Below are 25447 nucleotides of genomic sequence, written 5' to 3'. Positions count from 1 at the left end.
TATGTAGGTGGCGCGGCTTGCCGTGTCACACGAATTCGCTTGAGCCAAACGATCAGCGGAAATGATCGCTGGATCGGCTGAGTTAGACGCTTATTCCTTCAGGATCTTGCCCTCGATCGCCCTGCCCCAGTCGAGCAGCGGCTTGGCGCGCAAGGTGAAATCGACGAGCTCGTCGACCAGATCAGCCGTATGGATTCCCGCGGGATCGATAACATGCTGGACGACAAAATGCCGGTTGCGGATGGCGGCGACAAGGTCGGGATCGCTGATTTCCTCGAAGCCGCGTGGCGTACGCTTCATACGGCCTTCGGTCTCGAGTTCAAGCCGGTTCTTCTTCAACGCCGCCACCAGGGCGCGAAACCTGTCCGGCTTCGTCGCGATGGCTTTGCGCATCGCCAGCAGCAACGCCGGCTCCGGCTGCCACCAGGCAATGTCGGCAAAGCAGCGCTCAAGCCCGATATGGACGTAGAACACGCCCTGCTCCATCTTGGTGCCGTCGGGCGACAGGATGGCCGACAAATGCCTGTTGTAAGGCCGCTTGTCTTTGGCGAAGCGCACGTCGCGATTGATGCGGAACAGCGACTTCTTGCGATCACCGCGCAGGCCAAGCCCGGCCTCGGCGAAGCGCTCGGTCAGCGTGTCGACGAGATCACTGAGCGGATCGCGCAATTCCTGTTCGAACAGGTCACGGTTCTCCCAAAACCACTCTCGGTTCTGGTGGAAATCCAGCGCCTTGAGGAACGGAATGGCTTTTGGGCCGAACCCTTTGAATGCGCCGTCCATCAGGCCTTGCCGATCCGCGCCAGCCAGGCATCTTCGTCGATGACCTCGATGCCGAGTTCGCTGGCGAGCTTGAGCTTGGAGCCGGCACCCGGCCCGGCGACCACCAGATCCGTCTTCGCCGAAACCGAGCCCGCGACCTTGGCGCCGAGGCGCTCCGCCATCGCCTTGGCCCGGAGCGTGTCATCTTCTCCAGCGAGCCGGTGAACACGACCGTTTTGCCGGCGACCTCGCTGTCGGCCGAAACGGTGACGACATACGGCTTCGGCTTGACCTGCTCGAGCAGCTTCTCAAGCACCTCGTCGTTGCGCTCATTGCCGAAGAAGCCGCGCAGCGCATCGATCACCGTATCGCCGATGCCGTTGACCGATGGGAAAACAGTATGTGGATCCTCCGCGGCCGCAGTCTCCTTGCCGACGCGGATCAGCTCCTCGATGGTCGAGAAGGTGCGGGCAAGCACGGCCGCCGTCGTTTCGCCGATATGGCGGATGCCGAGCGCGAAGATGAAACGGTCGAGTTCCGGCTCGCGGCGCGAGTCGATGGCCGCGAACAGCTTGTCGAGGCTTTCATAGTTGCGATCCTCGACGCTGCGCACATTCTTGCGTGTCTTGCCCGATGCGGCTTCGCGCTGCCTGGCCTGCTCCTCGCGGCGCTCGGCCAGCGCCCTGGTGACGGCCGGACGGCGGTCCCTGAGCGTGAAGATATCGGCGGCGGTCCTGATCAATCCCGCATTGAAGAACGTGTCTATGTTCTCCGCGCCGAGGCCTTCGATGTCCAGGGCGCCGCGTGACACGAAGTGGCGCAATCCCTCCACCGCCTGCGCCGGGCAGATCAGCTCGCCGGTGCAGCGGCGGCGGGAATCCTCCTTGCCGGTCTTCTCGTTGATCTCGCGCGTCGCCGGCGAGCCGCATATCGGACAGGTGTGCGGGAATTCGTACGGCACGGCATCGGCCGGCCGCTTGTCGATGACGACGCTGACGATCTGCGGAATGACATCGCCTGCCCGCTGGATCACGACCGTATCGCCGATGCGCACGTCGATGCCGTCGCGGATCGGCTGGCCGGTCGAGTCCAGGCCCTTGATATAATCCTCATTGTGCAGCGTGACGTTCTCGACCACGACGCCGCCGACCGTGACCGGCGCCAGCCGCGCGACTGGCGCCAGCGTACCGGTACGGCCGACCTGGATGTCGATCTTCTGAACGGTCGTCATCGCCTGTTCGGCCGGAAATTTATGCGCGATCGCCCAGCGCGGTTCGCCGGTGACGAAGCCCCAGCGGCGTTGCAACTCCAGCTGGTCGACCTTGTAGACGACGCCGTCGATATCGTAGCCGAGCGCGGAGCGCTGCTCCTCGATCCGATGATAATGCGCGATCAACTCCTCGGCCGATTTCGCCCGCACCATCAGCGGACTGATCTTGAACCCCCACTCGGCGAATTTCTGCACCGAATCATACTGGGTCGGAGCCGGATCCGCTGTCGTGTAACCCCAGGCATAGGCGAAGAATTTGAGGTTTCGGCTGGCGGTGACGGACGGATCCTTCTGGCGCAGCGACCCGGCCGCCGTGTTGCGCGGATTGACGTAGTCCTGGCCGCCGACGGCGGCCGAGCGCTGCTTCAGCGCCTCGAATTCCGCATAGGTCATGTAGACCTCGCCGCGGATCTCGATGGTTTCGGGCCAGCCCGAGCCTTTCAGCTTTGCAGGGATGTCGGCGATGGTCTTCAAATTGGCGGTGATGTCTTCGCCGACGGCGCCGTTGCCACGCGTTGCGCCCTGCACGAACACACCGTTTTCGTAACGCAGCGAAGCCGATAGCCCGTCGATCTTCGGTTCGGCCGTGAACGCAATGTCGAGTTCCTTGTCGCGATCGAAGAACCGCCGCCCGCGTTCGATGAAATCCGTGACATCATCGTCTGTATAGGCCTTGGCAAGGCTGAGCATCGGCACGGCATGGCGCACCTTGGTAAAGCCTTCCGCGGGCGCTGCTCCGACCCTGAGCGATGGCGAATCCTCGCGCACCAGCGCCGGAAAGCGCTCCTCGATGGCAAGGTTGCGCCGCGCCAGCGCATCATACTCGGCATCGGTGATAACAGGCGCATCTTCGGTATGGTAGCGCCGGTCGTGCTCGGCGATCTCTTCCGCCAGCCGCTTCAGCTCGGCTTCGGCCTCGCTCTCACTGAGCGAATCGACAGGTTTTTCAGCCATGCTTTCCTTCCCCGGACGGTGGCCCGCCACAATAGATCAGGATTTTGGGAAAATCATTCCTGAACAGCAGGATGGAGCCATATCCTGACTCGATCCCTGACACCTGTTGTTCTTATGCCGCCGTGGTGTTTTCACGCAGCAATCGCTCGGCGGCGGCGCGCGCCTCGTCGGTGATGGTGGCGCCGGCCAGCATGCGCGCGATCTCTTCCTGCCGCGCCGGCCGGTCCATCTCGGCAATGCCGGTGGCGACACGGTCGGTGGTGCCGGATTTGGAGATCAGGAAATGCGTCGCCGCGCGTGCCGCGACCTGTGGCGCATGCGTCACCGAGAGCACCTGGACGCGCTTCGACAGCCGCGCCAGCCGCTGGCCGATGGCGTCGGCGACGGCGCCGCCCACCCCAGTATCGATTTCATCGAAAACCAGCGTCGGCGCCGAGCCGCGGTCGGCCAGCGCGACCTTCAACGCCAGAAGGAAGCGCGAAAGTTCGCCGCCGGACGCTACTTTCATCATCGGCCCGGGCCGCGTGCCTGGATTGGTGCGCACCCAGAATTCGATCTGGTCGATGCCCTCTTCCATGCGGCTCTCGGCCTCGCTCTTCATTTCCACGATAAAGGCGGCGCGTTCGAGCTTCAGCGCCGGCAATTCCGCCATCACCGCCTTGGTCAGGCCGACCGCCGCCGCGTGGCGAAGCGAAGACAGCTGCGCGGCGGCAATGTCGTAGGTCTCGCGTGCCGCGGCGGCCTGCTTTTCCAGCCCGTGCAGGCGCTCCTCGCCGGCATCGAGATCGGCAAGATCGGCCGACATCGTGTCGCGAAGCTGCGCCAGATCGTCGACGGCGACGCTGTGCTTGCGCGAGGCCGCGCGCAGCGAAAACAGCCGCTCCTCCGCCTTCTCCAACCGCTGCGGATCATATTCGGTGGCGCGCAGTGCTGCCTCGACGCCCGATTGCGCCGCGTCGAGCGACAGCATCGCCTCGTCGAGCGACTTGACGACGTCGTCGAGCAGGCCGGGCGCCTCGGTCACCTTGCGCTGCAGTCGTCGCAGCAGGCTGGCCAGTTGCGGCAAGGGCGAGGACGGGCCGGACAGCACATCCTGCGCATCATGGATTTCGGAAGCGATCTTCTCGGCTCGCATCATCGATGCGCGCAGTTCGGCGAGATCCGTCTCCTCGCCCGGCTGCGGATCGAGCTTCGTCAACTCCGCCACCGCGGCGCGCAAATAGTCGGCCTCGCGCGCGGCCGCCGCCACCTTGGCGCGGTGGCGCGACAGCTCCTGCTCGCAGGCGCGCCAGTGCCGCCATGCCTCGCCGGTCGAGCGGACGGCGCCGAGATGGCCACCGAAAGCATCAAGCACCTCGCGATGCGCGCCGGGATCGACCAGCGCGCGTTCATCGTGCTGGCCGTGGATCTCGACCAGCGCGCGCCCGACATCGCGCATCAGCGTGACGCTCGAAGGCTGATCGTTGACGAAGACACGGGTGCGGCCATCCGCCGTCTGCAGGCGGCGCAGGATGATGTCGCCGTCATCCTCGATCGCATTGTCGGCAAGCAGCGCACGCGCCGGATGATTGCGCGGCACGTCGAAGACGGCGATGACCTGGCCTTGGGCCGCGCCATGGCGCACCAGCGACGCGTCGCCGCGCGCACCGAGCGCCAGCGACAGGGCATCGAGCAGGATGGATTTGCCGGCACCGGTTTCGCCGGTCAGCACCGAAAGACCCGGCTGGAAGTCGATATCCAGCTTCTCGATCAGGACGATATCGCGGATCGACAGTCTGGAAAGCATCAGAACCCGAATCTAGAACGGCACGCGACCATTTGCAGTCGCAGCGCCGCACTATCTTTTTGTTTGAGCACCGGATCAATCCGAAAAGCGCTGTGAACGCTTCAGTCGATGCTCATACGTCAGGCGCCGGTGATCATCTTTCCGGCCTTGGATATCCACGACCCTGCATTTTCGCGCGGTGCAAGCCCATTGCTCTGCAAGAGCTTGTAGGAATCCTTGTACCACGGGCTGTCAGGGTAGTTGGTGCCGAGCACGGCGGCGGCCGTCTGCGCCTCCGAAGTCAGACCCATCGCGTAATAGCTTTCGGTCAGACGCGCGAGCGCCTCCTCGACATGGCGCGTGTTGGAATAGTTCTCGACCACGGTGCGGAAGCGCTTGACGGCGGCGATGTATTCACGCCGCTCGAGATAGTAGCGGCCGATCTGCATCTCCTTGCCTGCCAACTGATCGTTGGCGAAGCGGATCTTTTCCTTGGCGTCGTCGACATATTCCGATGTCGGCCAGCGGGTGACCAGATCCTGCATCGTCTGGACGGTCTGACGCGCTTCCTTCTGGTCCTGCGTCACGTCCTTGATCTGGCGGTAGTAGCTCAAGCCGATGATGTACTGCGCATAAGCAGCGTCATCGGTCGACGGGTAAAGCGTGAGATAACGCTTGGCCGAGCCGATCGCCTCGTCGTAATTGCCCTGGCGATAGTCGGCGAAAGCGCCCATCACCATCGATTTGCGGGCCCATTCCGAATAGGGATGCTGGCGGTCGACGGCGTCGAACTTGCGGCTCGCCTCCTGCAGGCGCCCGGCATTGAGATTGGCAAGGCCCTGGTTGTAGAGAACATCGGCCGGCTCGGTCTGGTCGACATAGGTCGACAGGTCGATATCTTTCTCCGACGACATGCAGGCCGACAGGAAGAGCGATGGAACAACTACTGAAAGCGCCAGGAAAACGGCCCTCTGCGGTGCTTTCAATTGACCAACTCGCTTGAAGAACATGATTGGATCTCGCCCTTTCGGCGCTATTTCAATGCCAGTTGCATGCCATTGTTTCAAAACTGGTCCCCACTTTTGAACGACATGCACTAATCGACGGCAGCAGCCATAAACCATAACCGCCTTGCCCGGCAACGCTATCTCCGGCCAATCGCACATTTTTGTGGCGGCCGGACGCAGCTTGGACATCAATGCAATTTCACTGGCAGGTGGTGCATTCCTGCAACACGCGCAATCCCCCATGGAACCCGAAAAAACTGGAAAAATCAGATCATCCAGGGCGCGTAGAGCGGCGCGTTGACGGCGTTCATCTCGGCGCTGCGGCCACGCTCCCGGCGCGTCGTCTCGACGATCTCGAACGCCGTGCGATCCGACAGCAGGCGGCGCAGGGCCGCGGCATTCATCCTGTGGCCGCCGCGATAGGAGCGGAAGCAGCCGATGAAGCGGGCGCCGGCCAGCGCCAGGTCGCCCATGGCGTCCAGCGTTTTATGGCGCACGAATTCGTTGGGATAGCGCAGGCCGCCCATGTTGATGACGCGGTTGTCGTCGCCGATCACCAGCGAATTCTCCAGCGAGGAGCCGAGCGCATAGCCTGCAGCCCACAGCCGCTCGACATCCTTCATGAAGCCGAAGGTGCGGGCACGCGCGATGTCGCGACGGAAAATATCGGCATTGAGGTCGGAGGCAAACAGCTGACGGCCTATCGCCGGGCTTTCGAAGTCGATCTCGATCTCGAAACGGGTTCCGTCATAGGGCCGAAACTCCGCCCACGAGGCGCCGTTCTCGATGCGGACCGGCTTGATGACCCTGATATAGCGGCGCTTGACCGAAAGCGTCTCGATGCCCGCCTGGTCGATGGCTTCGACGAACGCCGTGGCGCTGCCATCGAAGATCGGAACCTCGGAACCATCGATCTCGACAGCGACATTGTCGATGCCGAGCCCAAACAGCGCCGCCATGATGTGCTCGACCGTGGCAATATGCTCGCCGGCGGGATCACCAAGCATGGTGCACAGGTCGGTGGCGCCGACTTCCGAGACCAGGGCACGAAACTCGCGGCCCTGCTCGGCACCGTTGAAAAGCTGGAAAACGATGCCGGCGTCGGCATCCGCCGGCATGAAGCTGATGGACACTTCCTTGCCGCTGTGGACGCCGGTGCCAGTAAGCGACGCGCGCGTCTTCAATGTCGTCTGATAGTCGTGCAAGACAATCCCCATAAGCCCGTAATGCCTAGGTCCGCTTCTCCAGCCCGAGGGCGCGGCTCTTGTGTGAATCGGCTGGCAGGGCGACTTCCCCCGAAATCCCGGCAAACCGATGATGGTAGGCAGCGAAGATAATGTCCCGTCAGGGAGACTCCAAATCACGGTTTCTTACTCTGTGTAACCGCGAACTGGAATGGGCGCGACTTTGTAAGCTGTTGAAATCACAGCATTTAAAACGTTAACAGGCAAGCGATTCCTCGCTTGCCTGTTAACAAATGTTACAGTCCGTTTACCAATCAGTTGGCCTGGCGGCGCAGGAACGCCGGAATCTCCAGCTGATCGTCTTCCTGAGTCGTCCTCACCTGCGGCGTCAGGCGGCCCTGATCGTCGAGTTGGCCACGGCGCGGCGCATAGAGCTGCGCATCCTGGCTGGCGAGGCGGCGCACTTCGGGCGCGGCCTGGCGCAGCTTGGGCTCGCGCGGCTGCGCCGGCTGCAGCCTTGCGGGTTCTTCCTCGCGGCGGGTCAGTCCGTTGGTCAGGCGCTTCAGCAGGCCGATCGGTCCGCTGTTGTTCTCGTGGTCCACCGGGCGGCTCTTGGCATCCACCTCGGCCTTGACGACCGGCGGGAAGTCCTCGACGCGCGGCATACGCTGAGGTGCCATGGCAACAGGCTGCGGGGCTTCGCGCAGCATCTCGCGCGGCTGCGGGGCCGGCTGCATCTGCTGGACCACCGGCTGCGGCATCGGCTGTGCTGGCGGCGCCTGGAAGATTTTGCTCTGCGGGCGGAAATCTTCTGCGTGAGCGACAGGAGCCGGGCGCGCCTGCGCCATCGCCGCGGCATTGGCTTCGGCCAGATGGATGGCTTCGGCGACAGGGTCGACAGCGCGTGGCTCGTAGGCCGCCTGCTGGACAGGCGCCGGGCGAGCCTCCGCGATCTGAGCCGCCGGGCGGCTGACCGGCTTCGGAGGCGCCGTGCGGATCGAGATCGGCGCAGCGGCGATTTCAGCCGCCGATTTGTCGATGCCGGTGGCAACCACCGAGACGCGGATGACGCCTTCGAGTTCCTCGTCGAAAGTGGCGCCCAGGATGATGTTGGCGTCCTGGTCGACTTCCTCGCGGATACGGGTCGCCGCTTCGTCGACTTCGAACAGCGTCAGGTCGCGGCCGCCGGTGATCGAGATCAGCAGGCCCTTGGCGCCCTTCATCGAGGTCTCGTCGAGCAGCGGGTTGGCGATCGCCGCTTCGGCGGCGGCCATCGCGCGGCCCTCGCCCGAAGCTTCGCCGGTGCCCATCATCGCCTTGCCCATCTCGCGCATGACGGAACGGACGTCGGCGAAGTCGAGATTGATCAGGCCTTCCTTGACCATCAGGTCGGTGATGCAGGCGACACCGGAATAGAGCACCTGGTCGGCCATGGCGAAGGCATCGGCGAAGGTGGTCTTGTCATTGGCCAGCCGGAACAGGTTCTGGTTGGGGATGACGATCAGCGTATCGACGCATTTCTGCAATTCCTCGATGCCGAAGTCCGCGGTCTTCATGCGGCGCTGGCCTTCGAAGTGGAACGGCTTGGTGACGACGCCGACGGTGAGGATGCCCTTTTCGCGCGCTGCGCGGGCAACGACGGGAGCAGCACCGGTGCCGGTGCCGCCGCCCATGCCGGCTGTCACGAAGCACATATGGGTGTTGGTCAGGTGATCGAGGATTTCATCGATGCACTCTTCCGCCGCCGCACGGCCGACTTCCGGCTGCGATCCCGCACCGAGCCCCTCGGTGACGTGAGCGCCGAGCTGGATCAGGCGGCCTGCCTTCGACATGGTCAGCGCCTGCGCGTCGGTGTTGGCCACCACGAACTCGACGCCGCGCAAACCGGCGGTGATCATGTTGTTGACGGCATTGCCGCCGCCGCCGCCGACACCGAACACGGTGATGCGCGGCTTAAGCTCGGTGATGTCCGGCTTTTGCAGATTGATGGTCATTGTCTCCGTCCTTTGCCTTTCACGCCGCTTCGCCGCCGCGGCCGCCTATGGGGCTGTCCCCGTCAATTTTAGAAACTGTCTCTCAACCACTGACTCATGCGATGCAGTTTTCCGCCCGTTCCGGTCATTTTGAGACCGGAAATTCCTTTCGCCGGATGGCTCTCGAAGCTCGCCATCTGCGGGTAGATCAGAAGCCCCACCGCGGCCGAGAAGGCCGGCCCCTTCGCCGCTTCCGGCAGGCCGGCCACGCCGAGCGGGCGGCCGATGCGCACATTTCGTCCCAGAATGCGGCGCGCCGCCTCCGGCAGGCCGGCAAGCTGGCTGGCGCCGCCGGTAAGAACCACACGCTTGCCCACTGCATTGCCATAGCCGGACTTGTTCAGCCGGTCGCGCAGCAGTTCGAGCGTCTCGTCGATGCGGGCGCGCACGATGCGCGTCATCACCGAGCGCGGGATCTGCAAGGGCACGTCGCCATCGTCACCGATCGGCTGGATCGAGACCAGGTCGCGATCGTCGGCGCTGCCGGGCAGCGCCGAACCATGCATCACCTTCAGCCGTTCGGCGGCATCAAGCGAGGTCGACAGCCCCTTGGCCATGTCCAGCGTGACATGGTTGCCGCCGATGGCGATGGCATCGCCATGGACGAACTTGCCTTCCGAAAACACCGAGATCGTCGTCGTGCCGCCGCCCATGTCGATGCAGGCCGCACCCATTTCCAACTCGTCGTCGACCAGCGCCGCCAGCCCGCTGGCATAGGGCGTCGCCACCATGCGCTCGACCGACAGATGCGAACGGTTGATGGACAGCTCCAGATTGCGCATCGGCGCGGCGTCGCCGGTCAGCACATGCATGTCGACGCCGAGTGCGTCGCCGACCATGCCGCGCGGATCGCGCACGCCGCGTTCGGCATCCAGCGAGAAGCCGACGGGAAGCGAATGGATCACTTCGCGCTCGGCCTTCAGCGCCTGCTTGGCGCCAGCACCGAGAACGCGCTTGATGTCGGCCTCGTCGGCCTCGTGGCCGCCAAGATTGATGGTGGCGGAGAAGGCTTCGCTCTTCAGCCGGCCGGCCGTCATGTTGACGATCAGCGAATCGACCGTCAGCCCGGCCATGCGCTCGGCTGCGTCGACGGAAAGGCGGATGGCATGCTCCGCCCTGTCGAGATCGACCACGACACCCGACTTCACGCCTTGCGACTTCTGATGGCCGATGCCGATCACCTGGATCCGGTGCGAACGGCCGCGCAGCAGCTTGCCGTCATCGCACGGCTTGAGCTTGGCCACCATGCAGCAGACCTTGCTCGAACCGACATCCAGCACCGTCAGGGTGCCAGACCGGCGCGACGCGGCATCGCCAGGACTGCCAAGCCAGCTCATATCTTCGTCTCCGGCTTGCGCTTCAGGCTCTTGGGTTTCTCGTTGAGGGCGGCTTCGCGCTGCGTCGCCGCTTCCGCCGTCAACTGCACGACCAGCCGGTCCGTCAGGCGCATGTCGACGGCGGCGATGTCGCGCGACAGCAAACCGTTGTCATGATCCATCTTCACGAGTTCGGCGAGCGCCTGATCCTCGTCGTCCTCGGGAAGCTTGATGGTGATGCCATTGTCCAGCTTCAGGTCCCAGCGCCGTTCGCCGACACGGATATAACCTTTGATCCGGTTCGCGAGCTCGGGATATTTTTCGACCTTGGCCAGGAAATCGGGCGCGCTCGCCGGCGCGCCGGTGCCGATCAGCAGCGGCAGAAGCACCTGCTTGCCGCCCGAGAACGGCGCGATCATGGCGCCATTCCTCTCGATGACCGAAAGCTCGTCACCCTGCTGCCAGAGCGCGAAAGCCTCACGCTCCTCGACACGCACTTCCAGCGTATGCGGATAGACCTTGCGCACCGCCGCGACCTCGATCCACGGCAAGGTCGCAATTCGTTCCCGCGCGGCCTCGGCATTAAAGCCGATCAGCGACGTCCAGCCGTCGAGTTCAAGCCTGTCGAGTATATCGATTTCCGAGGTCTGGCGATTGCCCACCACCTTGACCTGATCGACGGCAAATCCGGTACGGGCGGTGATGCTCTGCACGATACCGTCGACATGACCGCCGAGATAGGCGCCATAGGCACTGCTCGAGAAAATCAGCACGGCCGACATCATGGCCGCGGAAAAGCGCGGCGCCTGGAATTCCCCGACACCGAGGCGCGCCATAATGCGCACCGGGCGGCGCAGCATCCGCGGCAGCACGAAATGGTCCAACGACAACGACAGGCCGAACAGCGCCGGACCGGCCGCGCCCCTCTCCCTACCCTGTCCCCATTTCAACGCAGACACGAAGCGTCCTCCACCATCCAACTCAACAAATCGCCAAACGAGTGCCCGGCCTGGGCGGCGATTTCAGGCACCAAGGACGTCGGCGTCATACCCGGCTGGGTGTTGACCTCGAGCCAGACAATCTCGCCGTTTTCGGAATGCCGATCGTCATAACGGAAGTCCGACCGGGAAACGCCCCGACAGCCGATCGCTTGGTGAGCCTTGAGCGCCAGTGTTTGTATTTTTTGGTAAATATTCGGTGAAACTTTTGCGGGGCATTCGTGCTTTGATCCCCCGGCGACATATTTTGAATCATAGTCGTAGAAGGAATGGCCGGTCGGGATGATCTCGCAGACCCCCAGCGCCACATCGCCCATCACCGCGCAGGTCAGCTCCCTGCCGTGAATGTAGCGCTCGACCATGACGGTATCGCCATATTTCCATTCCGACGAGCCAAGAACCTGCGGCGGATGCGACTGGCCTTCATGCACGATGACGACGCCGAAGCTTGAACCCTCATTGACCGGCTTGACCACATAGGGCGGCTTCATCGGATGCTTGTTCTGGATGGCGAAGCGGCTGGCGACCTTCGATTCGGCGACCACGATGCCGACCGCCTTGGCAACCCGTTTGGCCTGCTCCTTGTTCATGGCCAGAGCCGAGGCGAGCACGCCGGAATGGGTGTAGGGAATGCCGAGATATTCGAGGATGCCCTGGATGGTACCGTCCTCGCCGAAGGGGCCGTGCAGCGCATTGAAGGCGACATCGGGCTTGAGCTCGGCAAGCACGGAGCCGACATCGCGCCCGACATCGACGCGGGTGACCTGGTAACCTTCCTTCTCAAGCTCATCGGCGCAAGCCTTTCCGGAGGACAGGGACACGGGCCGCTCGGACGAAAAACCACCCAGCAGGACGGCCACATGCTTGTTTTTCATTCCCCGGCATCCCCTCTCTCACGGCGGACCAAAACCAGATTTTCCGCAACATTGAGTCAGAGTCTCCCGGCAGGTTGCCCCCCAGACGGAAAACGCTGAAAACGCGTCGAACGACTCAAATCAGGAAACGCTTTCGAGCAGAGAATCAGAGAGTTGATTCACTGGCAAGTGCTTACGATTCCGAGAGATTCACTTTCTGAGAAAATGGATGCGAAAAGCGTGTCGTTGAGTCTTTGCGGCAACGGTCGCGGACCGTTTTTCGCCTCGTTGAAGTTCATGCATCACATGAACTTCAACACGCGCTAGGTGTGTCGAGATTCAGGTCAGGCCGAGTCGAAAACGATGGCTTTCGAGAACCGGAGCGGAGCATCACCTGAATATCAGCGCACCTTAAAGGAGCTGCCCGAGAAACTCCTGAACGGCATGCCCTGGCCGGAAATTGCCGATGCGCTTGATTTCCCATTGCAGCCGGATACCGGAATTCTCCAGCACCCGCGTGCGCACCGTCTCGCCGAGATATTCAAGGTCGTAGCCGGTCGCGGTTCCGGTGTTGATCATGAAGTTGCAATGCATCGGCGACATCTGCGCGCCGCCGATCATCAGGCCGCGGCAGCCCGCTTTGTCGATCTCCTTCCAGGCCGATGTGCCGTCGGGATTCTTGAAGGTCGAGCCGCCGGTCTTCTCGCGGATCGGCTGCACGGTCTCACGATGGTTCTGCACGGCCTCCATCGCAGCCTTGATGGTCGCCCTGTCCTCGGCAAAGCCTTCGAACACGGCGGAGGTGAAGATCAGCCCGGAAGGAGCCGCCGAATGGCGATAGGCGTATCCCATATCGGCATTGCTCAGCGTCTGCACATTGCCCTTGCGATCGAGTGCTCGCACTTCGATGACGCGCTCGCGCGTCTCGACGCCATTGGCGCCGGCATTCATTCGCAGCGCACCGCCGATTGCACCCGGAATGCCGTGGTAGAAATGAAAGCCGCCAATGCCGGCCTCGAGCGCCACCGCTGCGACGCGCTTGTCGGGGGTCGCAGCTCCCGCCTTGATCCTGATTGGCGAAATCACCTCGGCATCGCCGAAGCCCTTGGCCGAAAGCCGAATGACAAAGCCCTCGATGCCGCCATCGCGGACCAGAAGGTTGGAGCCGACGCCGACGACCGTCAGCGGTATCTCCTCGGGAACGGCTTTGAGGAACGCTGCAAGGTCTTCCTCGTCGGCCGGCTGGAACAGCACCTCTGCCAGACCCCCGGCACGGAACCAGGTGATCTTGTCCATCTCGGCGTTCGGCGTCAGGCGGCCGCGCAGGCCGGCAAGCCGGTCGCCAAGTCTGTCGATCAGGGCCTGGCCGTGCATCATGAGACGGTCCCGCCAAGCTCCTTGGGCAACGCATAGGCCCATTGGGTGATGTTGCCGGCTCCAAGGAAGACGACGAAATCGCCCGGCTTGGCCAGGTCACGGACGATGGGCGCAATCGCCGCCGGGCCCTCGATGTAGCGCGCGTCGCGATGACCGCCGGCGCGGATGCGCGACACCAGCGCGTCCGAGCTGACGCCGTCGATCGGCTCTTCGCCGGCCGCGTAGACCGGCGCCACCATTACTGTGTCGGCGTCGTTGAAGCAGGTGGAAAACTCGTTGAACAGATCATGCAGCCGGGTGAAGCGATGCGGCTGGGCAATGGCGATGACACGACCCTGGGTGGCGCTGCGCGCCGCCTTCAGCACCGCCGAGATCTCGACCGGATGGTGGCCGTAATCGTCGAATATTTCGACGCCGTCCCACGAACCGGTATGGGTGAAGCGGCGCTTGACGCCGGCGAAGGACGACAGGCCCTTCTTGATCGCCTCGGCCGACAGGCCGAGTTCGTGCGCGACCGCGATTGCTGCCGTCGCGTTGGAGACGTTGTGACGGCCGGGCATCGGCAGGCGCAGGCCTGCTATGACAGTCTGGCCGCCGGTCTTGCGGTCGCGGATCACCACGTCGAATTCCGAAATGGCACCTGACATGCGGTGATTGGTAAAGCGCACGTCGGCCTGCGCATTCTCGCCATAGGTGATGACCCGGCGGTCCTCGATGCGGCTGACCAGCGCCTGCACTTCGGGGTGATCGGTGCACATCACGCCAAAACCGTAGAACGGAACGTTCTCGACAAACTGGCGGAACGCCTCGCGCACCTTGTCGAAGCTGCCATAGTGGTCAAGATGCTCGGGGTCGATGTTGGTGACGACCGCGATCTCGGCCGGCAGTTTCAGGAAGGTGCCGTCGCTCTCGTCGGCCTCGACCACCATCCATTCGCCGTCGCCCATGCGGGCGTTGGTGCCGTAGGCATTGATGATGCCGCCATTGATCACGGTCGGATCGAGCCCGCCCGCATCGAGCAAGGTCGCCACCATCGAGGTCGTCGTCGTCTTGCCATGCGTGCCGCCGATCGCCACCGCCTGGCGAAAGCGCATCAGTTCGGCCAGCATCTCGGCCCGGCGCACGATCGGCAGCAGCTTTTCGCGCGCGGCCTTCAGCTCAGGGTTGGATTTCTTGATCGCCGTCGAGACGACCACCACCTCGGCATCGCCGAGATTCTCGGCCCTATGGCCGACGAAGCATTCAATGCCCTTGTCGCGCAGCCGCTGCACATTGGCGCTTTCGGCCTGGTCGGACCCTTGCACCTTGTAGCCGAGATTGTGCAGCACTTCGGCAATGCCGCTCATGCCGATGCCGCCAATGCCGATGAAATGCACAAGGCCGATGGTCTGCGGCATCTTCATGCTTGCGTCCCCTTCCTGAAATCCGAAACGGTTTTTTTGGACGCAATAGCCTCTGTAAGATCGGCGAGCAACCGTGCCGCGTCCGGCCTGCCGGCCGATTTCGCACCCGCCGCCATTGCCGTCAGCCGATCGGGGTCGTCCATCAGCCCGCCGACAAGCGCTGCGATGCGTTCGGACGAGAGCGAGGATTGCGGATGCACTTCGCCGCCGCCGGCAGCGGCAAGGGCCGCCGCGTTCGCCGCCTGATCGTGATCGAGCGCATGGGGGTAAGGCACCAGCAGCGCCGGCCGGCCGATGACGGCGATCTCCGAGACGGTCGAGGCGCCGGAACGCGAGATCACCAGATGAGCGGCCGCCATGCGTGCCGCCATGTCGGTGAAGAAGGGCGAGACCTCGACGGCGACGCCAAGGGTGGCATAGGCCGCCTTGACCCGCGCCACGTCATCGGCGCGCGCTTGTTGGGTAATGACCAGCCGTTTGCGCTGGGCGTTGGAAAGCAGCGCAATGGCTCCCGGCACGGCATCGGAAAAGAATTGGGCGCCCTGGCTGCCGCCAAAAACCAGCAGGCGGAACGGTTGATGCCCGGCAGATGCCGCATAGGCAGTCTTGGCCGCTTCCAGCACCGCAGGCCGGACCGGATTGCCCGTCGTCACCGTCTTGACCCCGGCAGCACTGCTGTCCTGCGGCAGGAAGCCGCCGGCGATGGCGTCGACACGGCCGGCCAGCGCCCGGTTGGCGCGCCCCATCACCGCGTTCTGCTCATGGATCAGGGTCGGTACCTTGCGCCGTGTCGCCGCGTAGAGCGGCGGCAAGGTCGGATAGCCGCCGAAGCCGACGACGGCATCCGGCTTGATCCTGGCGATGACGGCAGAAGCCTGGCGCACGCCGCGCCAGATTTTCCAGAAGGCACCAAGCAGGGCAAAAGGGTTTTTCGAGCCCATCGTCGCCGACTGGATCGGGTGGACGGCAGCGGCCGGAAAATGGCCGGCGAAACGCTCGGCACGGTCGTCGGTTGCCAGGTGCACCGACCAGCCGCGCTCGTTCAGCTCATGCGCCAGCGCCTCGGCCGGGAAAAGATGCCCACCGGTGCCGCCTGCCGCGAGAAGGATGACGCCTCTGGCCATATCACTCCGCCGGCACGGCGCGTTGCGACAGGCCAAAGCCCATCTGCTTGCGCTTTTCCGGCCGCTTGCGTGTCAGCGCCAGCACCATCCCCATCGAGATGGCGATGGCGATCTGCGAGGAGCCGCCATAGGAGATGAACGGCAGCGTCATGCCCTTGGCCGGCACAAGCTGGAGGTTGACGCACATGTTGATGACCGCCTGCAGGCCGAAGACGGTGACGAGGCCGCCGACCGCATAGCGGGTGAAATCGTCATGCTCCTTCAGCGCCGTGTTGAGGCCGCGCAGCACGATGAAGGCGAATATCGACATGATGAAGAAGCACATGATCAGTCCGAACTCTTCGCCTGCGACCGAGAAGACGAAGTCGGCATGGCTGTCGGGAATGACCCGCTTGACTGTGCCCTCACCTGGTCCGACGCCAAACCAGCCGCCATTGATCAGCGCGTCGCGTCCCATATCGACCTGGAATGTGTCGCCTTCGCCGGTAAGAAACTTGTCGATGCGCAAGGCAACGTGCGGGAACACCGTATAGGCGGCGAAAACGCCGCCGACGCCGGCGGCACCCAGCGCAACGATCCACAGCCAGGGCAGCCCGGCCATGAAAAACATGATGCCCCAGGTGCCGGTCGTCAGCATGGTCTGGCCGAGATCCGGTTGCGCCACCAGCAGCGACACGACCAGTACCAGCAGCAACATGGCGAACAGATTGCCGGGAATGTCGGGCTGGCGCTTGTGCTCAGCGAAAAGCCAGGCGCACATGATGACGAAGGCTGGTTTCAAAAATTCCGACGGCTGGATCGACAGGCCGGCAAACGACACCCAGCGGCGTGCGCCCTTCACCTCGACGCCGATGTAGAGCACCGCCACCATCAGCACCAGCATCAGGCACAGCATGATCAGCGCCATGCGCCGGATCTGCCGGGAATCGAGGAAGGAGACGGCCAGCATCACGCCGAGCGCCGGTACGGTGAAGATGATCTGCCTGGTGGCGAAGTGGAAACTGTCGAGGCCGATGCGTTCGGCGACCGCCGGGCTCGCCGCGAAGGACAGCACGATACCGAGGCCCATCAGCGACAGGAACGCCGCCAGGAACCAGCGATCGATCGTCCACCACCAGGTCGCAACCGGACTTTTGTCGAGACGGCTCTGCATTATCGTGCCCCTCCGATGGGTTTCACACCCTCGATAGCATTCGCAGCTTGCCTGAAGGCTTCGCCGCGAACTTCGAAATTCTTGAACTGGTCGAAGCTGGCGCAGGCCGGCGACAGCAGCACCACCGCCTCGCCGCTGTCGTCCTTAGCCGCATCATGCGCGGCGTGCTCGACCGCCGCGGCCAGCGTGCCTGAAATCTCGTAGGGCACGGCCTCGCCCAGCGTCGCCGAAAACGCCGGCGCCGCCTCGCCGATAAGATAGGCCTTGGCGATGCGCGGGAAGAAGCCGCGCAAGGGTTCGATGCCGCCTTCCTTGGGCAGGCCGCCGGCGATCCAGTAGATGCGTGGAAAGCTCGACAGCGCCGGCGCCGCAGCATCGGCATTGGTCGCCTTGGAATCGTTGATGAACAGCACATGGTCCTTGCGGCCGACCTGCTCCATGCGGTGCGCGAGGCCGGGAAAGCTTTCCAGCCCCGACTGGATCTCGCCAAGCTCCAGCCCGACCTTGAGGCAAGCGGCGACCGCAGCCAGAGCGTTCTGGGCATTGTGCTGGCCACGCAAGGAGCCGATGCCTTCGAGGAAGGCGACACGGCTGTAACGGCCGTGCACAGCTTCCATCAAATTGCTGCCATCGGCGAAATAGCCGTCGGTCAGCGGCAGGCGCTTGGAAATGCGGATGACATGCCGCCCCGCCCGCTCCAGCCGCTCGGCAATCTGCGCGCACCAGGAATCGTCGATGCCGACGATCGCCGTCTCGCTGCCGGCCACCAGCCGCTCCTTGATCGCGGCGTAGTGCTGCATGGTGCCGTGGCGGTCGAGATGATCGGGCGTCAGATTGAGCAGGATGCCGGCCGTCGGATTGATCGAGGGCGCGAGATCGATCTGGTAGGACGAGCATTCGACGACATAGTGCCGATCGGGCTCGGGCGGATCGAGCGTCATCACCGCGCGGCCGATATTGCCGCCCATCTGGGCATCGCGTCCCGCGGCTTTCAGGATGTGCGCGGTCAGCGCGGTCGTCGTCGACTTGCCGTTGGTGCCGGTGATGGCGATGAAAGGCGCTGTCGGCGCGCTCAGCATCCGCTCGCGGCAGAAAAGCTCGATGTCGCCGATGATCTCGACGCCTGAGCCGCGCGCCAGTTCCACCGTCCAATGCGGCTTGGGATGCGTCAGCGGCACACCAGGCGACAGCACGAAGGCCGAGAATTTCGCCCAGTCGGCGCCGCGCAAATCAGCGGTCGCGATACCGGCAATGGCGGCCTTGGCCACACTGTCGGGATTGTCGTCCCAGGCCAGCACGTCCGCGCCGCCCTCGATCAGCGCGCGCGCCGTCGCGATCCCCGAGCCACCAAGCCCGAAGAGCGAAACGCGCTTGCCTGAAAAGGATGCGGCGGGGATCAAAGGGCTTCCTATCTCAGCTTGAGGGTCGACAGGCCGACCAGCGCCAGGATGACGGCGATGATCCAGAAGCGGATCACCACCTGGCTTTCGGTCCAGCCGAGCTTTTCGAAATGATGGTGGATCGGCGCCATCAGGAACACCCGCTTGCCAGTCATCTTGAAGTAGCCGACCTGGATGATGACGGACAGGATTTCGACGACGAACAATCCGCCGACGATGACCAGCACGATCTCATGCTTGGTGGCGACCGCGACGGTGCCGATCAGGCCGCCCATGGCCAGCGATCCGGTGTCGCCCATGAAGATCGCCGCAGGCGGCGCGTTGAACCAGAGGAAGCCGAGGCCAGCGCCGATGACCGCGCCGAGCACGACCGCCAGTTCACCGGTGCCGGGCACGAAATGGATCTGCAGATATTCGGCGAACACGGCGTTGCCGGAGAGATAGGCGATGACGCCGAAGGAGGCAGCCGCGATCATGATCGGCACGATCGCCAGGCCGTCAAGGCCGTCGGTCAGGTTCACCGCATTGCCGGCGCCGACGATGACGAAGCAGGAGAACGGAATGAAAAACCAGCCGAGATTGACGATGAATTCCTTGGCGAAGGGAAAAGTCAGCGACGACGAGAACGGCGCCTGGCCATTGTGCATGATCACCCAGGCGGCGATGCCGGCGATGACGAACTCAAGCGCCAGCCGTGCCTTGCCGGAAAAGCCGAGATGCGACTGCTTGGTCACCTTCAGATAGTCGTCGTAAAAGCCGATCGAGCCGAAGCCCAGCGTCACCAGCAGCACCACCCAGACGTAGATGCTGGACAGGTTCGCCCACAAAAGCGACGAGCCGATGATGCCCGACAGGATCATCAGCCCGCCCATAGTCGGCGTGCCGGCCTTCTTGAAATGTGTCTGCGGCCCGTCGGCGCGGATCGGCTGGCCCTTGCCTTGCCGCAGCCGCAGCGAATTGATGATGGTCGGTCCAAAGATGAAGACGATCAGCGCCGACGTGATCAGCGCCCCGCCGGTGCGGAAGGTGATGTAGCGGAAGACATTGAAGACCGAGACCTTGTCCGCAAAATCGACGAGCAGTGTGAACATGCGCTTTCGTCCCCCGACCTAGGTCTGTTTTCTGGTTGTCGATTCAGCCGGGAACTTGCCCAGCAGCGCATCGACCAGTTTTGCAAAACCGATGCCCTTCGACGATTTGATCATCACCACGTCACCTGGCTTGAGCGCGGCAAGCAGCACCGGCTTCAGCTCCTCGACACCGGCGCGGTATTCCGTCTTGATCTCAGCCGGCAGCGCTTCGGCCAGCGCCCGCATTTCCGGGCCGCCAAGAAAAACGGTCTGCGTGCCCGTGCCGACGATGAGGTCGGCAAGGGCCGCATGCAGCTTGGTCGAATGGTCGCCGAGTTCGAGCATGTCGCCGAGCACGGCGATGCGGCGGCCCTCGCCCGTCACCGGCGTCGCGTTGAGCAACGCCATGGCTGCAGCCATCGATGCCGGATTGGCGTTGTAGCTTTCGTCGATCAGCGTGATCGACCCGCCGGGGTGGCTCGAAGTCGAGCCACCGGGATGGCGCAGCACATGGCGCTTGCCGCGCCCGCGCTCGGCGGAGAGATCGGCCAGTGCTGAAGCAACCTTGTCGAGATCGGCGCCGACCAGATGCGCCGCACCCAGCACCGCCAGCACGTTCTGCACCATATGGCGGCCGGGCGCGCCGATCCGCGCCGTCACTTCGTGGCCGCCGATCCTCGCGGTGATGTCGGAATGATCCGCATGCAGTTCGCATTTGGTGAGCTTGAAGGTAGAGCGCGCATTCTCGCCGAAGCCGTAGACGTGCTCGACACCGGCGGCATGGGCCATCTTGTCGAGCAGCTTGAATCGGGCATCGTCGCGGTTGAGGACGGCGGCCCCCTCGGGCTCCAGCCCCTCGAAAATCTCGGCCTTGGCCTTGGCGATCTCGTCCAGATTGCGGAAAAAGCCGAGATGCGCCGCCGCGATCATAGTGACGATGGCGACATGCGGCCTCACCATCTTGACCAGCGGACGGATCTCGTCGGGATGGTTCATGCCGATCTCGAACACGGCATAGTCGCAATCATCAGGCATCCGCGCCAAGGTCAGCGGCACGCCCCAGTGATTGTTGAAGGACTGCGCCGAGGCATGCACCTTGCCTACGGCTTGCAGCACATGGCGCAGCGCTTCCTTGGTGGTGGTCTTGCCGGCCGAACCGGTCACAGCGATGATTTTCGCGCTCGAGCGGGCGCGCGATGCAACTCCAAGCTTTTCCAGCGCGACCAGCACATCCTCGACGACGATGATCGGCGCTGTCAGCCGGCCGAGCGACGGCAGCTTGCCTTCGGCCACCACCAGCACGCCAGCGCCAGCCTTGATGGCGGCGGTTGCGAAGTCATGGCCGTCCATCGCCTCGCCCTTGATGGCGAAGAAGGCGTCGCCCGGCTGCAGGCTGCGGCTGTCGATCGAAATGCCTGAAATGCCATCCGGCATCGGCCCGAGCGGCCGCCCGTCCATGGCGGCAACCAGCGCTTCGGAGGTCCACAGCAAGCTCATGCTGCACGCTCCGTGAGTGCCGCACGGACTTCCTCATGATCGGAGAAATGCAAGGTCTCGGAGCCGATCGTCTGGCCTTCCTCGTGGCCCTTACCGGCCACGATCAGCGTGTCGCCGGCATGCAGCATGGCGACCGCTTCGTGGATCGCCTGGCGCCGGTCGCCGATCTCGATGGCACCTGGAGCAGCGGCCAAAATAGCGGCACGGATCGTTTCCGGCACTTCGGAGCGCGGATTGTCGTCGGTGACGATGACGACATCGGCAAGCCGCGTCGCGATTTCGCCCATGATCGGCCTTTTTCCCCGGTCGCGGTCGCCGCCGCAGCCGAACACGACGATGACGCGGCCGGTGGTGAACGGCCGCACCGAGGCCAGCACGTTTTCAAGCGCGTCCGGCTTGTGGGCATAGTCGACATAGACCGGCGCGCCATTGCCGGTGGTGCCGACGAGGTCGAGCCGGCCCGGCGCGCCCTTCAGTTTCTCCAACGCCATCAAGGCCTTGGCGACAGGTGTTCCCGTGGAAATGGCAAGACCCGCCGAAACCAGCGCGTTCGAAATCTGGAAATCGCCGGCCAGCGGCAGGTCGATCTCGTAGAGCACGCCGTCGGCCTCGACTTCGGCCCGCTGGCGGTGGCGTTCGTGCTCGACCCGCTTCAGCCTGAGGAAGTCGCCATGGCGGCCGACCGTCAGCACATTGAGCCCGGCAGCCTTTGCGGCCACGGTCGTCGGCGCCGACCATGGATCGTCGGCGAAGATCACGGCCGGCGCGCCCTTCGGCAGCAACGTGTCGAACAGGCGCAATTTGGCGCGGTGATAATCCTCAATGGTCGGATGATAATCCATATGGTCGCGGCCGAGATTGGTGAAGCCGCCGGCAGCCAGCTTCACGCCGTCGAGGCGGCGCTGGTCGAGCCCATGGCTGGAGGCTTCCATCGAGGCGTGGGTGACGCCGGCATCGGCCAATTCCCGCAGCAATTGATGCAGGGCGACCGGATCGGGTGTCGTCAGCGAACCATAGTCGTTGCGCCCAGGCGCCACCACGCCGGTGGTGCCGATCGAAGCGGCGGCATAACCGGCCTGCTCCCAGATCTGCCTGGTGAAGGCTGCGACCGAGGTCTTGCCGCTGGTGCCGGTCACCGCGACCATGATCTCAGGCTGCTTGCCGAAATAGCGTGCCGCACTCTGCGCCAGCGCCAGGCGCGGATCGTCGACCGCCAGCACCGGAACCGGGAGCCCGGCAATGGTGCTGCCCTTGCCCGCCACGATCGCGGCCGCACCGCGCGCGGCGGCATCTGCGGCATAAACGGCACCGTCGGCCTTGGTTCCGGCGAGCGCAAAAAAGACAACGCCCGCTTTTACCTGGCGGGAATCCGAAGAAATCCCTGTAACCTCCAGATCGACGGAAGCTATTCCCTCGACGGGCAGGATACCGGCTAGATCTCTGAGCTTCATCGAGTCCCGTTCACCGCAACAAAATAGCGCGCTGTTGCCGGCGCGCCCTAAGAATCACTGATAGGAAACCAGCGTTGCACCATTTTCATGGCTGAAATCTGGCTTCACGCCAAGCATGGCAGCTGAACGCCTGATGATATTGCCGGCCATAACCCCAGCATTCGCAGCCGCGACATCCGTCATGCCGGGCTTTTCCGGGTGCGGGGCATCGGCAATGGTAAACACCAGATACTGCGGATCGTCCATCGGGAAGGCGGCGACGAAGGTGTTGAAATTCAAGTCCTTCGAGTAGCGGCCATTGATGACCTTCTCGGCGGTTCCGGTCTTGCCGCCAACGCGGTAGCCGGGGACTCTGGCGTTTCTGGCAGAGCCCTTTTCGGCATTGAGCGAATAGAGGTAGCGCATGCCTTCGACGGTCTTTTCGCTCACCACTCTCTTGGCGGTGGCCATCGCTTCCGCCTGCGTCCGCACCAGAAAGGTGGGGTTCATCAGGAAGCCGCCATTCATCAACGCCGCGCAGCCCACAGCCGCTTGCAGCGGCGTCGTCGACACGCCATGGCCGAAGGCGATGGTGAATGAATTGACCTGTTTCCAGACCTTCGGTTCAGTCGGACGGGCAGTCTCCGGCAATTCGGTCTGCATCCTGTCCAGAATGCCAAGGCGATGCAGGAATTCGCGATGCCCCTCGATGCCGACCATCTCGGCTTCCCTGGCCGACCCGATGTTGGACGAGTAGAGGAACACCTCCGGCAACGACAGCACACGGTTCTTGCCGTGGAAATCGTGAATGGCCTGATGGCCGACCCGGATTGGATGCGAAGCATCGAAGCGGCTCGCCATCGTCGCTTTGCCGGAATCGAGCGCCATGGCTGAGGTGAAGCTCTTGAAGGTCGAACCCATCTCGTAGAGGCCCGCCGACATGCGATTCAGCCGGTCCTTGTCTTGTGCGTTGTAGGGATTGTTCGGATCAAAATCCGGCACCGAGGCCATGGCCACCACTTCGCCGGTCTTGACGTTGAGCACAACGGCGCCGGTGCCCATGGCACGATAGCGCTCCAGGCCGGCGGCGATCTCGTCGCGCACGACATGCTGCACGCGCAGATCGATCGAAAGCTTTACCGGCTTGAGATCCTTGGCAATGGCAAGGCCCGACGCCTGCAGGTCGCTCAGCCCCTGCTCGTCGACATATTTCTCCATGCCGGAGATGCCCTGGTTGTCGATGTTGGTGAGCCCGACAATGTAGGACGAGGTCTCGCCGCTCGGATAGAAGCGGCGCTTTTCGGTGCGGAAGCCGAAACCGGGAATGCCGAGCTGCATGATGTCGGACTGTTGCTTGGGCGTCAGCTGCCGCTGCAGCCAGACGAAACCGGCGCCGCTCTTCAGCTTATGGTAGGTCTGCTCATAGTCGATGTCGGGAAGCACCGTCGACAGCTTCTCGATCGCCTCGTCGGCGTCGACAATCCGGCGTGGTTCTGCAAACAGCGACGCCGTCTTGATGTCCGTGGCCAACACTTCGCCGTTGCGGTCGACGATGTCGGGCCGCGATGCCGTCACCCGGCTCTGCGGACCGCCCGACATATCGGGGGTCTGGAAGCCGAGATAGACCAGCCGCCCTGATATGGTCGAGAAGATGCCGAAGAACACCGCCATCGTCATGACGATGCGCGTCCTGCCCTTGCCGCCGGTCGCCTTGCGGGCGCCCTCGACCACGATCGATCCATCTTCACTCGTCCTGGCGCGACGTTTCAGCAGTTTACCGATCATTGGGCGATGCCTCCGGTCATCACGGGATCCCTGCCGTCCGACGGCGCCTTGCCGCCCGAACTATCAGCCATGCCGCCCTGGCGTCCCGACAAGATGTCCTGGATGTCAAGGGATTTGGCCGGCAGGTCGCCGACACCGCCGATCTGGCGGGCGCTGACCGGCTCGAGTTCGAGCTGCGACTTGTAGAGTTCGGCGAGCTTCTGCAGCCGCGACGGCTGGGTAAGCAGGCTCCAGTCGGCCTTGAGCAGGTCGATCGTGTCCTCCTCATAGCGTATCTGCGCATGGATCTTCTGCACGGCGGCCAATTGTTCCTCGGCCTCGCGCTTGGCCTTGTAGGTAAGGGCCGCGACCGCAACCATGACGGCGATCAGGACAATGTCGCTGGTACGAAACACTTAGCTACCTCTCCCCCGGCCGGTCGATACCGGGAAGCTTTGGAAGGCCGAAAATCGAAAAGTCGCTGCCGCGCGCCGGCGCCTGGGTGCGGACCGCCGCGCGCAGCCTGGCCGAACGGGCGCGCGGATTGGCCGCCACCTCGGCGTCGCCGGCCGTCACGCCGCCGCCCGCCTTGCGGAACGTCGCGGTGCGCGCATGCGCCTCGGGCAGGTGACGCGAGCCGGTCGCGACATCGGCCCGGTCGGCGATGAAACGCTTGACGATGCGGTCTTCCAGAGAATGGAAGGTGACCACGGCGAGCCGTCCGCCCGGCTTCAGAGCGCGTTCGGCCGCAAACAGGGCCTTGGCCAGTTCGCCAAGCTCGTCATTGACAAAAATGCGCAGCGCCTGGAAGACGCGCGTCGCCGGATGGATCTTGTCCTTCGGCGCCCGGCCGATATGCGTCTCGATGGCGTCGGCGAGTTCCAACGTGCGCTCGAACGGGCGCTTTTCGCGGCGCGCCTCGATCATGCGGGCAATGCGTCCGGCATGGCGCTCCTCGCCGAGGAAGCCGAAGATGCGGGCAAGATCGCCCGGCTTGAAGGAATTGACGACGTCGGCGGCGCTGAGGCCCGATTGCGCCATGCGCATGTCGAGCGGCCCGTCGGCGCGGAACGAAAACCCGCGCTC

At 63.7% G+C, this 25447-nt stretch carries 19 protein-coding genes and 1 pseudogene; all 20 read right to left on the bottom strand.

Going from position 1 to position 25447, the window contains the following annotated elements:
* Positions 1-90: 90 nt before the first annotated feature.
* Positions 91-783, bottom strand: a complete 693-nt coding sequence (locus EN955_RS19960; protein ID WP_024501456.1) for a TIGR02453 family protein — start codon at positions 781-783, stop codon at positions 91-93.
* Positions 783-2986: pseudogene (gene ligA, locus EN955_RS19955) on the bottom strand (NAD-dependent DNA ligase LigA). The gene EN955_RS19960 and the pseudogene ligA overlap by 1 nt, the downstream one beginning before the upstream one ends.
* Positions 2987-3098: 112 nt before the next feature.
* Entirely contained in the window at positions 3099-4772 is a 1674-nt protein-coding gene (gene recN, locus EN955_RS19950) for a DNA repair protein RecN (RefSeq protein ID WP_024501458.1), read from the bottom strand.
* A 119-nt stretch (positions 4773-4891) separates the two neighbouring features.
* Positions 4892-5761, bottom strand: coding sequence for an outer membrane protein assembly factor BamD (locus tag EN955_RS19945; protein WP_024501459.1), 870 nt, complete (start codon positions 5759-5761; stop codon positions 4892-4894).
* A 263-nt stretch (positions 5762-6024) separates the two neighbouring features.
* Positions 6025-6975, bottom strand: coding sequence for a UDP-3-O-acyl-N-acetylglucosamine deacetylase (lpxC, locus tag EN955_RS19940; protein ID WP_024501460.1), 951 nt, complete (start codon positions 6973-6975; stop codon positions 6025-6027).
* A 281-nt stretch (positions 6976-7256) separates the two neighbouring features.
* A complete protein-coding gene (gene ftsZ / locus EN955_RS19935; protein ID WP_024501461.1) occupies positions 7257-8936 on the bottom strand; it encodes a cell division protein FtsZ in 1680 nt (559 codons plus the stop codon).
* 68 nt (positions 8937-9004) lie between these two features.
* Positions 9005-10312, bottom strand: a complete 1308-nt coding sequence (gene ftsA, locus EN955_RS19930) for a cell division protein FtsA (protein ID WP_013530962.1) — start codon at positions 10310-10312, stop codon at positions 9005-9007.
* Complete coding sequence (locus EN955_RS19925; RefSeq protein ID WP_024501462.1) at positions 10309-11250, bottom strand: cell division protein FtsQ/DivIB; 942 nt, start codon at positions 11248-11250, stop codon at positions 10309-10311. Before EN955_RS19925 ends, ftsA begins: the two co-directional genes overlap by 4 nt.
* Entirely contained in the window at positions 11238-12164 is a 927-nt protein-coding gene (locus EN955_RS19920) for a D-alanine--D-alanine ligase (RefSeq protein ID WP_024501463.1), read from the bottom strand. The genes EN955_RS19925 and EN955_RS19920 overlap by 13 nt, the downstream gene beginning before the upstream one ends.
* A gap of 390 nt (positions 12165-12554) precedes the next feature.
* Positions 12555-13520 (bottom strand): UDP-N-acetylmuramate dehydrogenase, encoded by a 966-nt coding sequence (gene murB / locus EN955_RS19915; protein WP_024501464.1) that lies wholly within the window; start codon positions 13518-13520, stop codon positions 12555-12557.
* On the bottom strand, positions 13517-14923 hold the full coding sequence (gene murC / locus EN955_RS19910; protein WP_013530958.1) for a UDP-N-acetylmuramate--L-alanine ligase: 1407 nt from the start codon (positions 14921-14923) through the stop codon (positions 13517-13519). The genes murB and murC overlap by 4 nt, the downstream gene beginning before the upstream one ends.
* On the bottom strand, positions 14920-16047 hold the full coding sequence (gene murG, locus EN955_RS19905; RefSeq protein WP_024501465.1) for an undecaprenyldiphospho-muramoylpentapeptide beta-N-acetylglucosaminyltransferase: 1128 nt from the start codon (positions 16045-16047) through the stop codon (positions 14920-14922). The genes murC and murG overlap by 4 nt, the downstream gene beginning before the upstream one ends.
* Before the next feature lies 1 nt (position 16048).
* Entirely contained in the window at positions 16049-17200 is a 1152-nt protein-coding gene (gene ftsW / locus EN955_RS19900; protein ID WP_024501466.1) for a putative lipid II flippase FtsW, read from the bottom strand.
* Positions 17200-18600, bottom strand: coding sequence for a UDP-N-acetylmuramoyl-L-alanine--D-glutamate ligase (gene murD / locus EN955_RS19895; protein ID WP_024501467.1), 1401 nt, complete (start codon positions 18598-18600; stop codon positions 17200-17202). The genes ftsW and murD overlap by 1 nt, the downstream gene beginning before the upstream one ends.
* A gap of 8 nt (positions 18601-18608) precedes the next feature.
* On the bottom strand, positions 18609-19691 hold the full coding sequence (gene mraY, locus EN955_RS19890; protein ID WP_013530954.1) for a phospho-N-acetylmuramoyl-pentapeptide-transferase: 1083 nt from the start codon (positions 19689-19691) through the stop codon (positions 18609-18611).
* 18 nt (positions 19692-19709) lie between these two features.
* Entirely contained in the window at positions 19710-21167 is a 1458-nt protein-coding gene (locus tag EN955_RS19885) for a UDP-N-acetylmuramoylalanyl-D-glutamyl-2,6-diaminopimelate--D-alanyl-D-alanine ligase (protein ID WP_024501468.1), read from the bottom strand.
* Positions 21164-22618, bottom strand: a complete 1455-nt coding sequence (locus tag EN955_RS19880; RefSeq protein ID WP_024501469.1) for a UDP-N-acetylmuramoyl-L-alanyl-D-glutamate--2,6-diaminopimelate ligase — start codon at positions 22616-22618, stop codon at positions 21164-21166. Before EN955_RS19880 ends, EN955_RS19885 begins: the two co-directional genes overlap by 4 nt.
* Positions 22619-22672: 54 nt before the next feature.
* Entirely contained in the window at positions 22673-24382 is a 1710-nt protein-coding gene (locus EN955_RS19875) for a penicillin-binding protein 2 (protein ID WP_013530951.1), read from the bottom strand.
* Positions 24379-24777, bottom strand: a complete 399-nt coding sequence (locus tag EN955_RS19870; RefSeq protein ID WP_024501470.1) for a hypothetical protein — start codon at positions 24775-24777, stop codon at positions 24379-24381. The genes EN955_RS19875 and EN955_RS19870 overlap by 4 nt, the downstream gene beginning before the upstream one ends.
* Before the next feature lie 4 nt (positions 24778-24781).
* A partial coding sequence (rsmH, locus tag EN955_RS19865; protein WP_127223445.1) for a 16S rRNA (cytosine(1402)-N(4))-methyltransferase RsmH occupies positions 24782-25447 on the bottom strand: 666 nt, incomplete at its 5' end.

This window comes from Mesorhizobium sp. M7A.F.Ca.CA.001.04.2.1, from assembly GCF_003998485.1.
In the GTDB taxonomy this organism is placed as follows: Bacteria; Pseudomonadota; Alphaproteobacteria; order Rhizobiales; family Rhizobiaceae; genus Mesorhizobium; species Mesorhizobium ciceri.
This window is presented reverse-complemented; position numbering and strand designations above follow the sequence as displayed.

Coding starts and splice junctions, on each gene's coding strand:
- murC (WP_013530958.1), bottom strand. CDS start 14,923: ATGAAGATGCCGCAGACCATCGGCCTTGTGCATTTCATCGGCATTGGC.
- EN955_RS19960 (WP_024501456.1), bottom strand. CDS start 783: ATGGACGGCGCATTCAAAGGGTTCGGCCCAAAAGCCATTCCGTTCCTC.
- murB (WP_024501464.1), bottom strand. CDS start 13,520: ATGATGCACGGCCAGGCCCTGATCGACAGACTTGGCGACCGGCTTGCC.
- ftsZ (WP_024501461.1), bottom strand. CDS start 8,936: ATGACCATCAATCTGCAAAAGCCGGACATCACCGAGCTTAAGCCGCGC.
- EN955_RS19875 (WP_013530951.1), bottom strand. CDS start 24,382: ATGATCGGTAAACTGCTGAAACGTCGCGCCAGGACGAGTGAAGATGGA.
- mraY (WP_013530954.1), bottom strand. CDS start 19,691: ATGTTCACACTGCTCGTCGATTTTGCGGACAAGGTCTCGGTCTTCAAT.
- EN955_RS19945 (WP_024501459.1), bottom strand. CDS start 5,761: ATGTTCTTCAAGCGAGTTGGTCAATTGAAAGCACCGCAGAGGGCCGTT.
- lpxC (WP_024501460.1), bottom strand. CDS start 6,975: ATGGGGATTGTCTTGCACGACTATCAGACGACATTGAAGACGCGCGCG.
- EN955_RS19920 (WP_024501463.1), bottom strand. CDS start 12,164: ATGAAAAACAAGCATGTGGCCGTCCTGCTGGGTGGTTTTTCGTCCGAG.
- recN (WP_024501458.1), bottom strand. CDS start 4,772: ATGCTTTCCAGACTGTCGATCCGCGATATCGTCCTGATCGAGAAGCTG.
- EN955_RS19880 (WP_024501469.1), bottom strand. CDS start 22,618: ATGAAGCTCAGAGATCTAGCCGGTATCCTGCCCGTCGAGGGAATAGCT.
- murG (WP_024501465.1), bottom strand. CDS start 16,047: ATGGCCAGAGGCGTCATCCTTCTCGCGGCAGGCGGCACCGGTGGGCAT.
- ftsW (WP_024501466.1), bottom strand. CDS start 17,200: ATGCAGAGCCGTCTCGACAAAAGTCCGGTTGCGACCTGGTGGTGGACG.
- ftsA (WP_013530962.1), bottom strand. CDS start 10,312: ATGAGCTGGCTTGGCAGTCCTGGCGATGCCGCGTCGCGCCGGTCTGGC.
- EN955_RS19885 (WP_024501468.1), bottom strand. CDS start 21,167: ATGAGCTTGCTGTGGACCTCCGAAGCGCTGGTTGCCGCCATGGACGGG.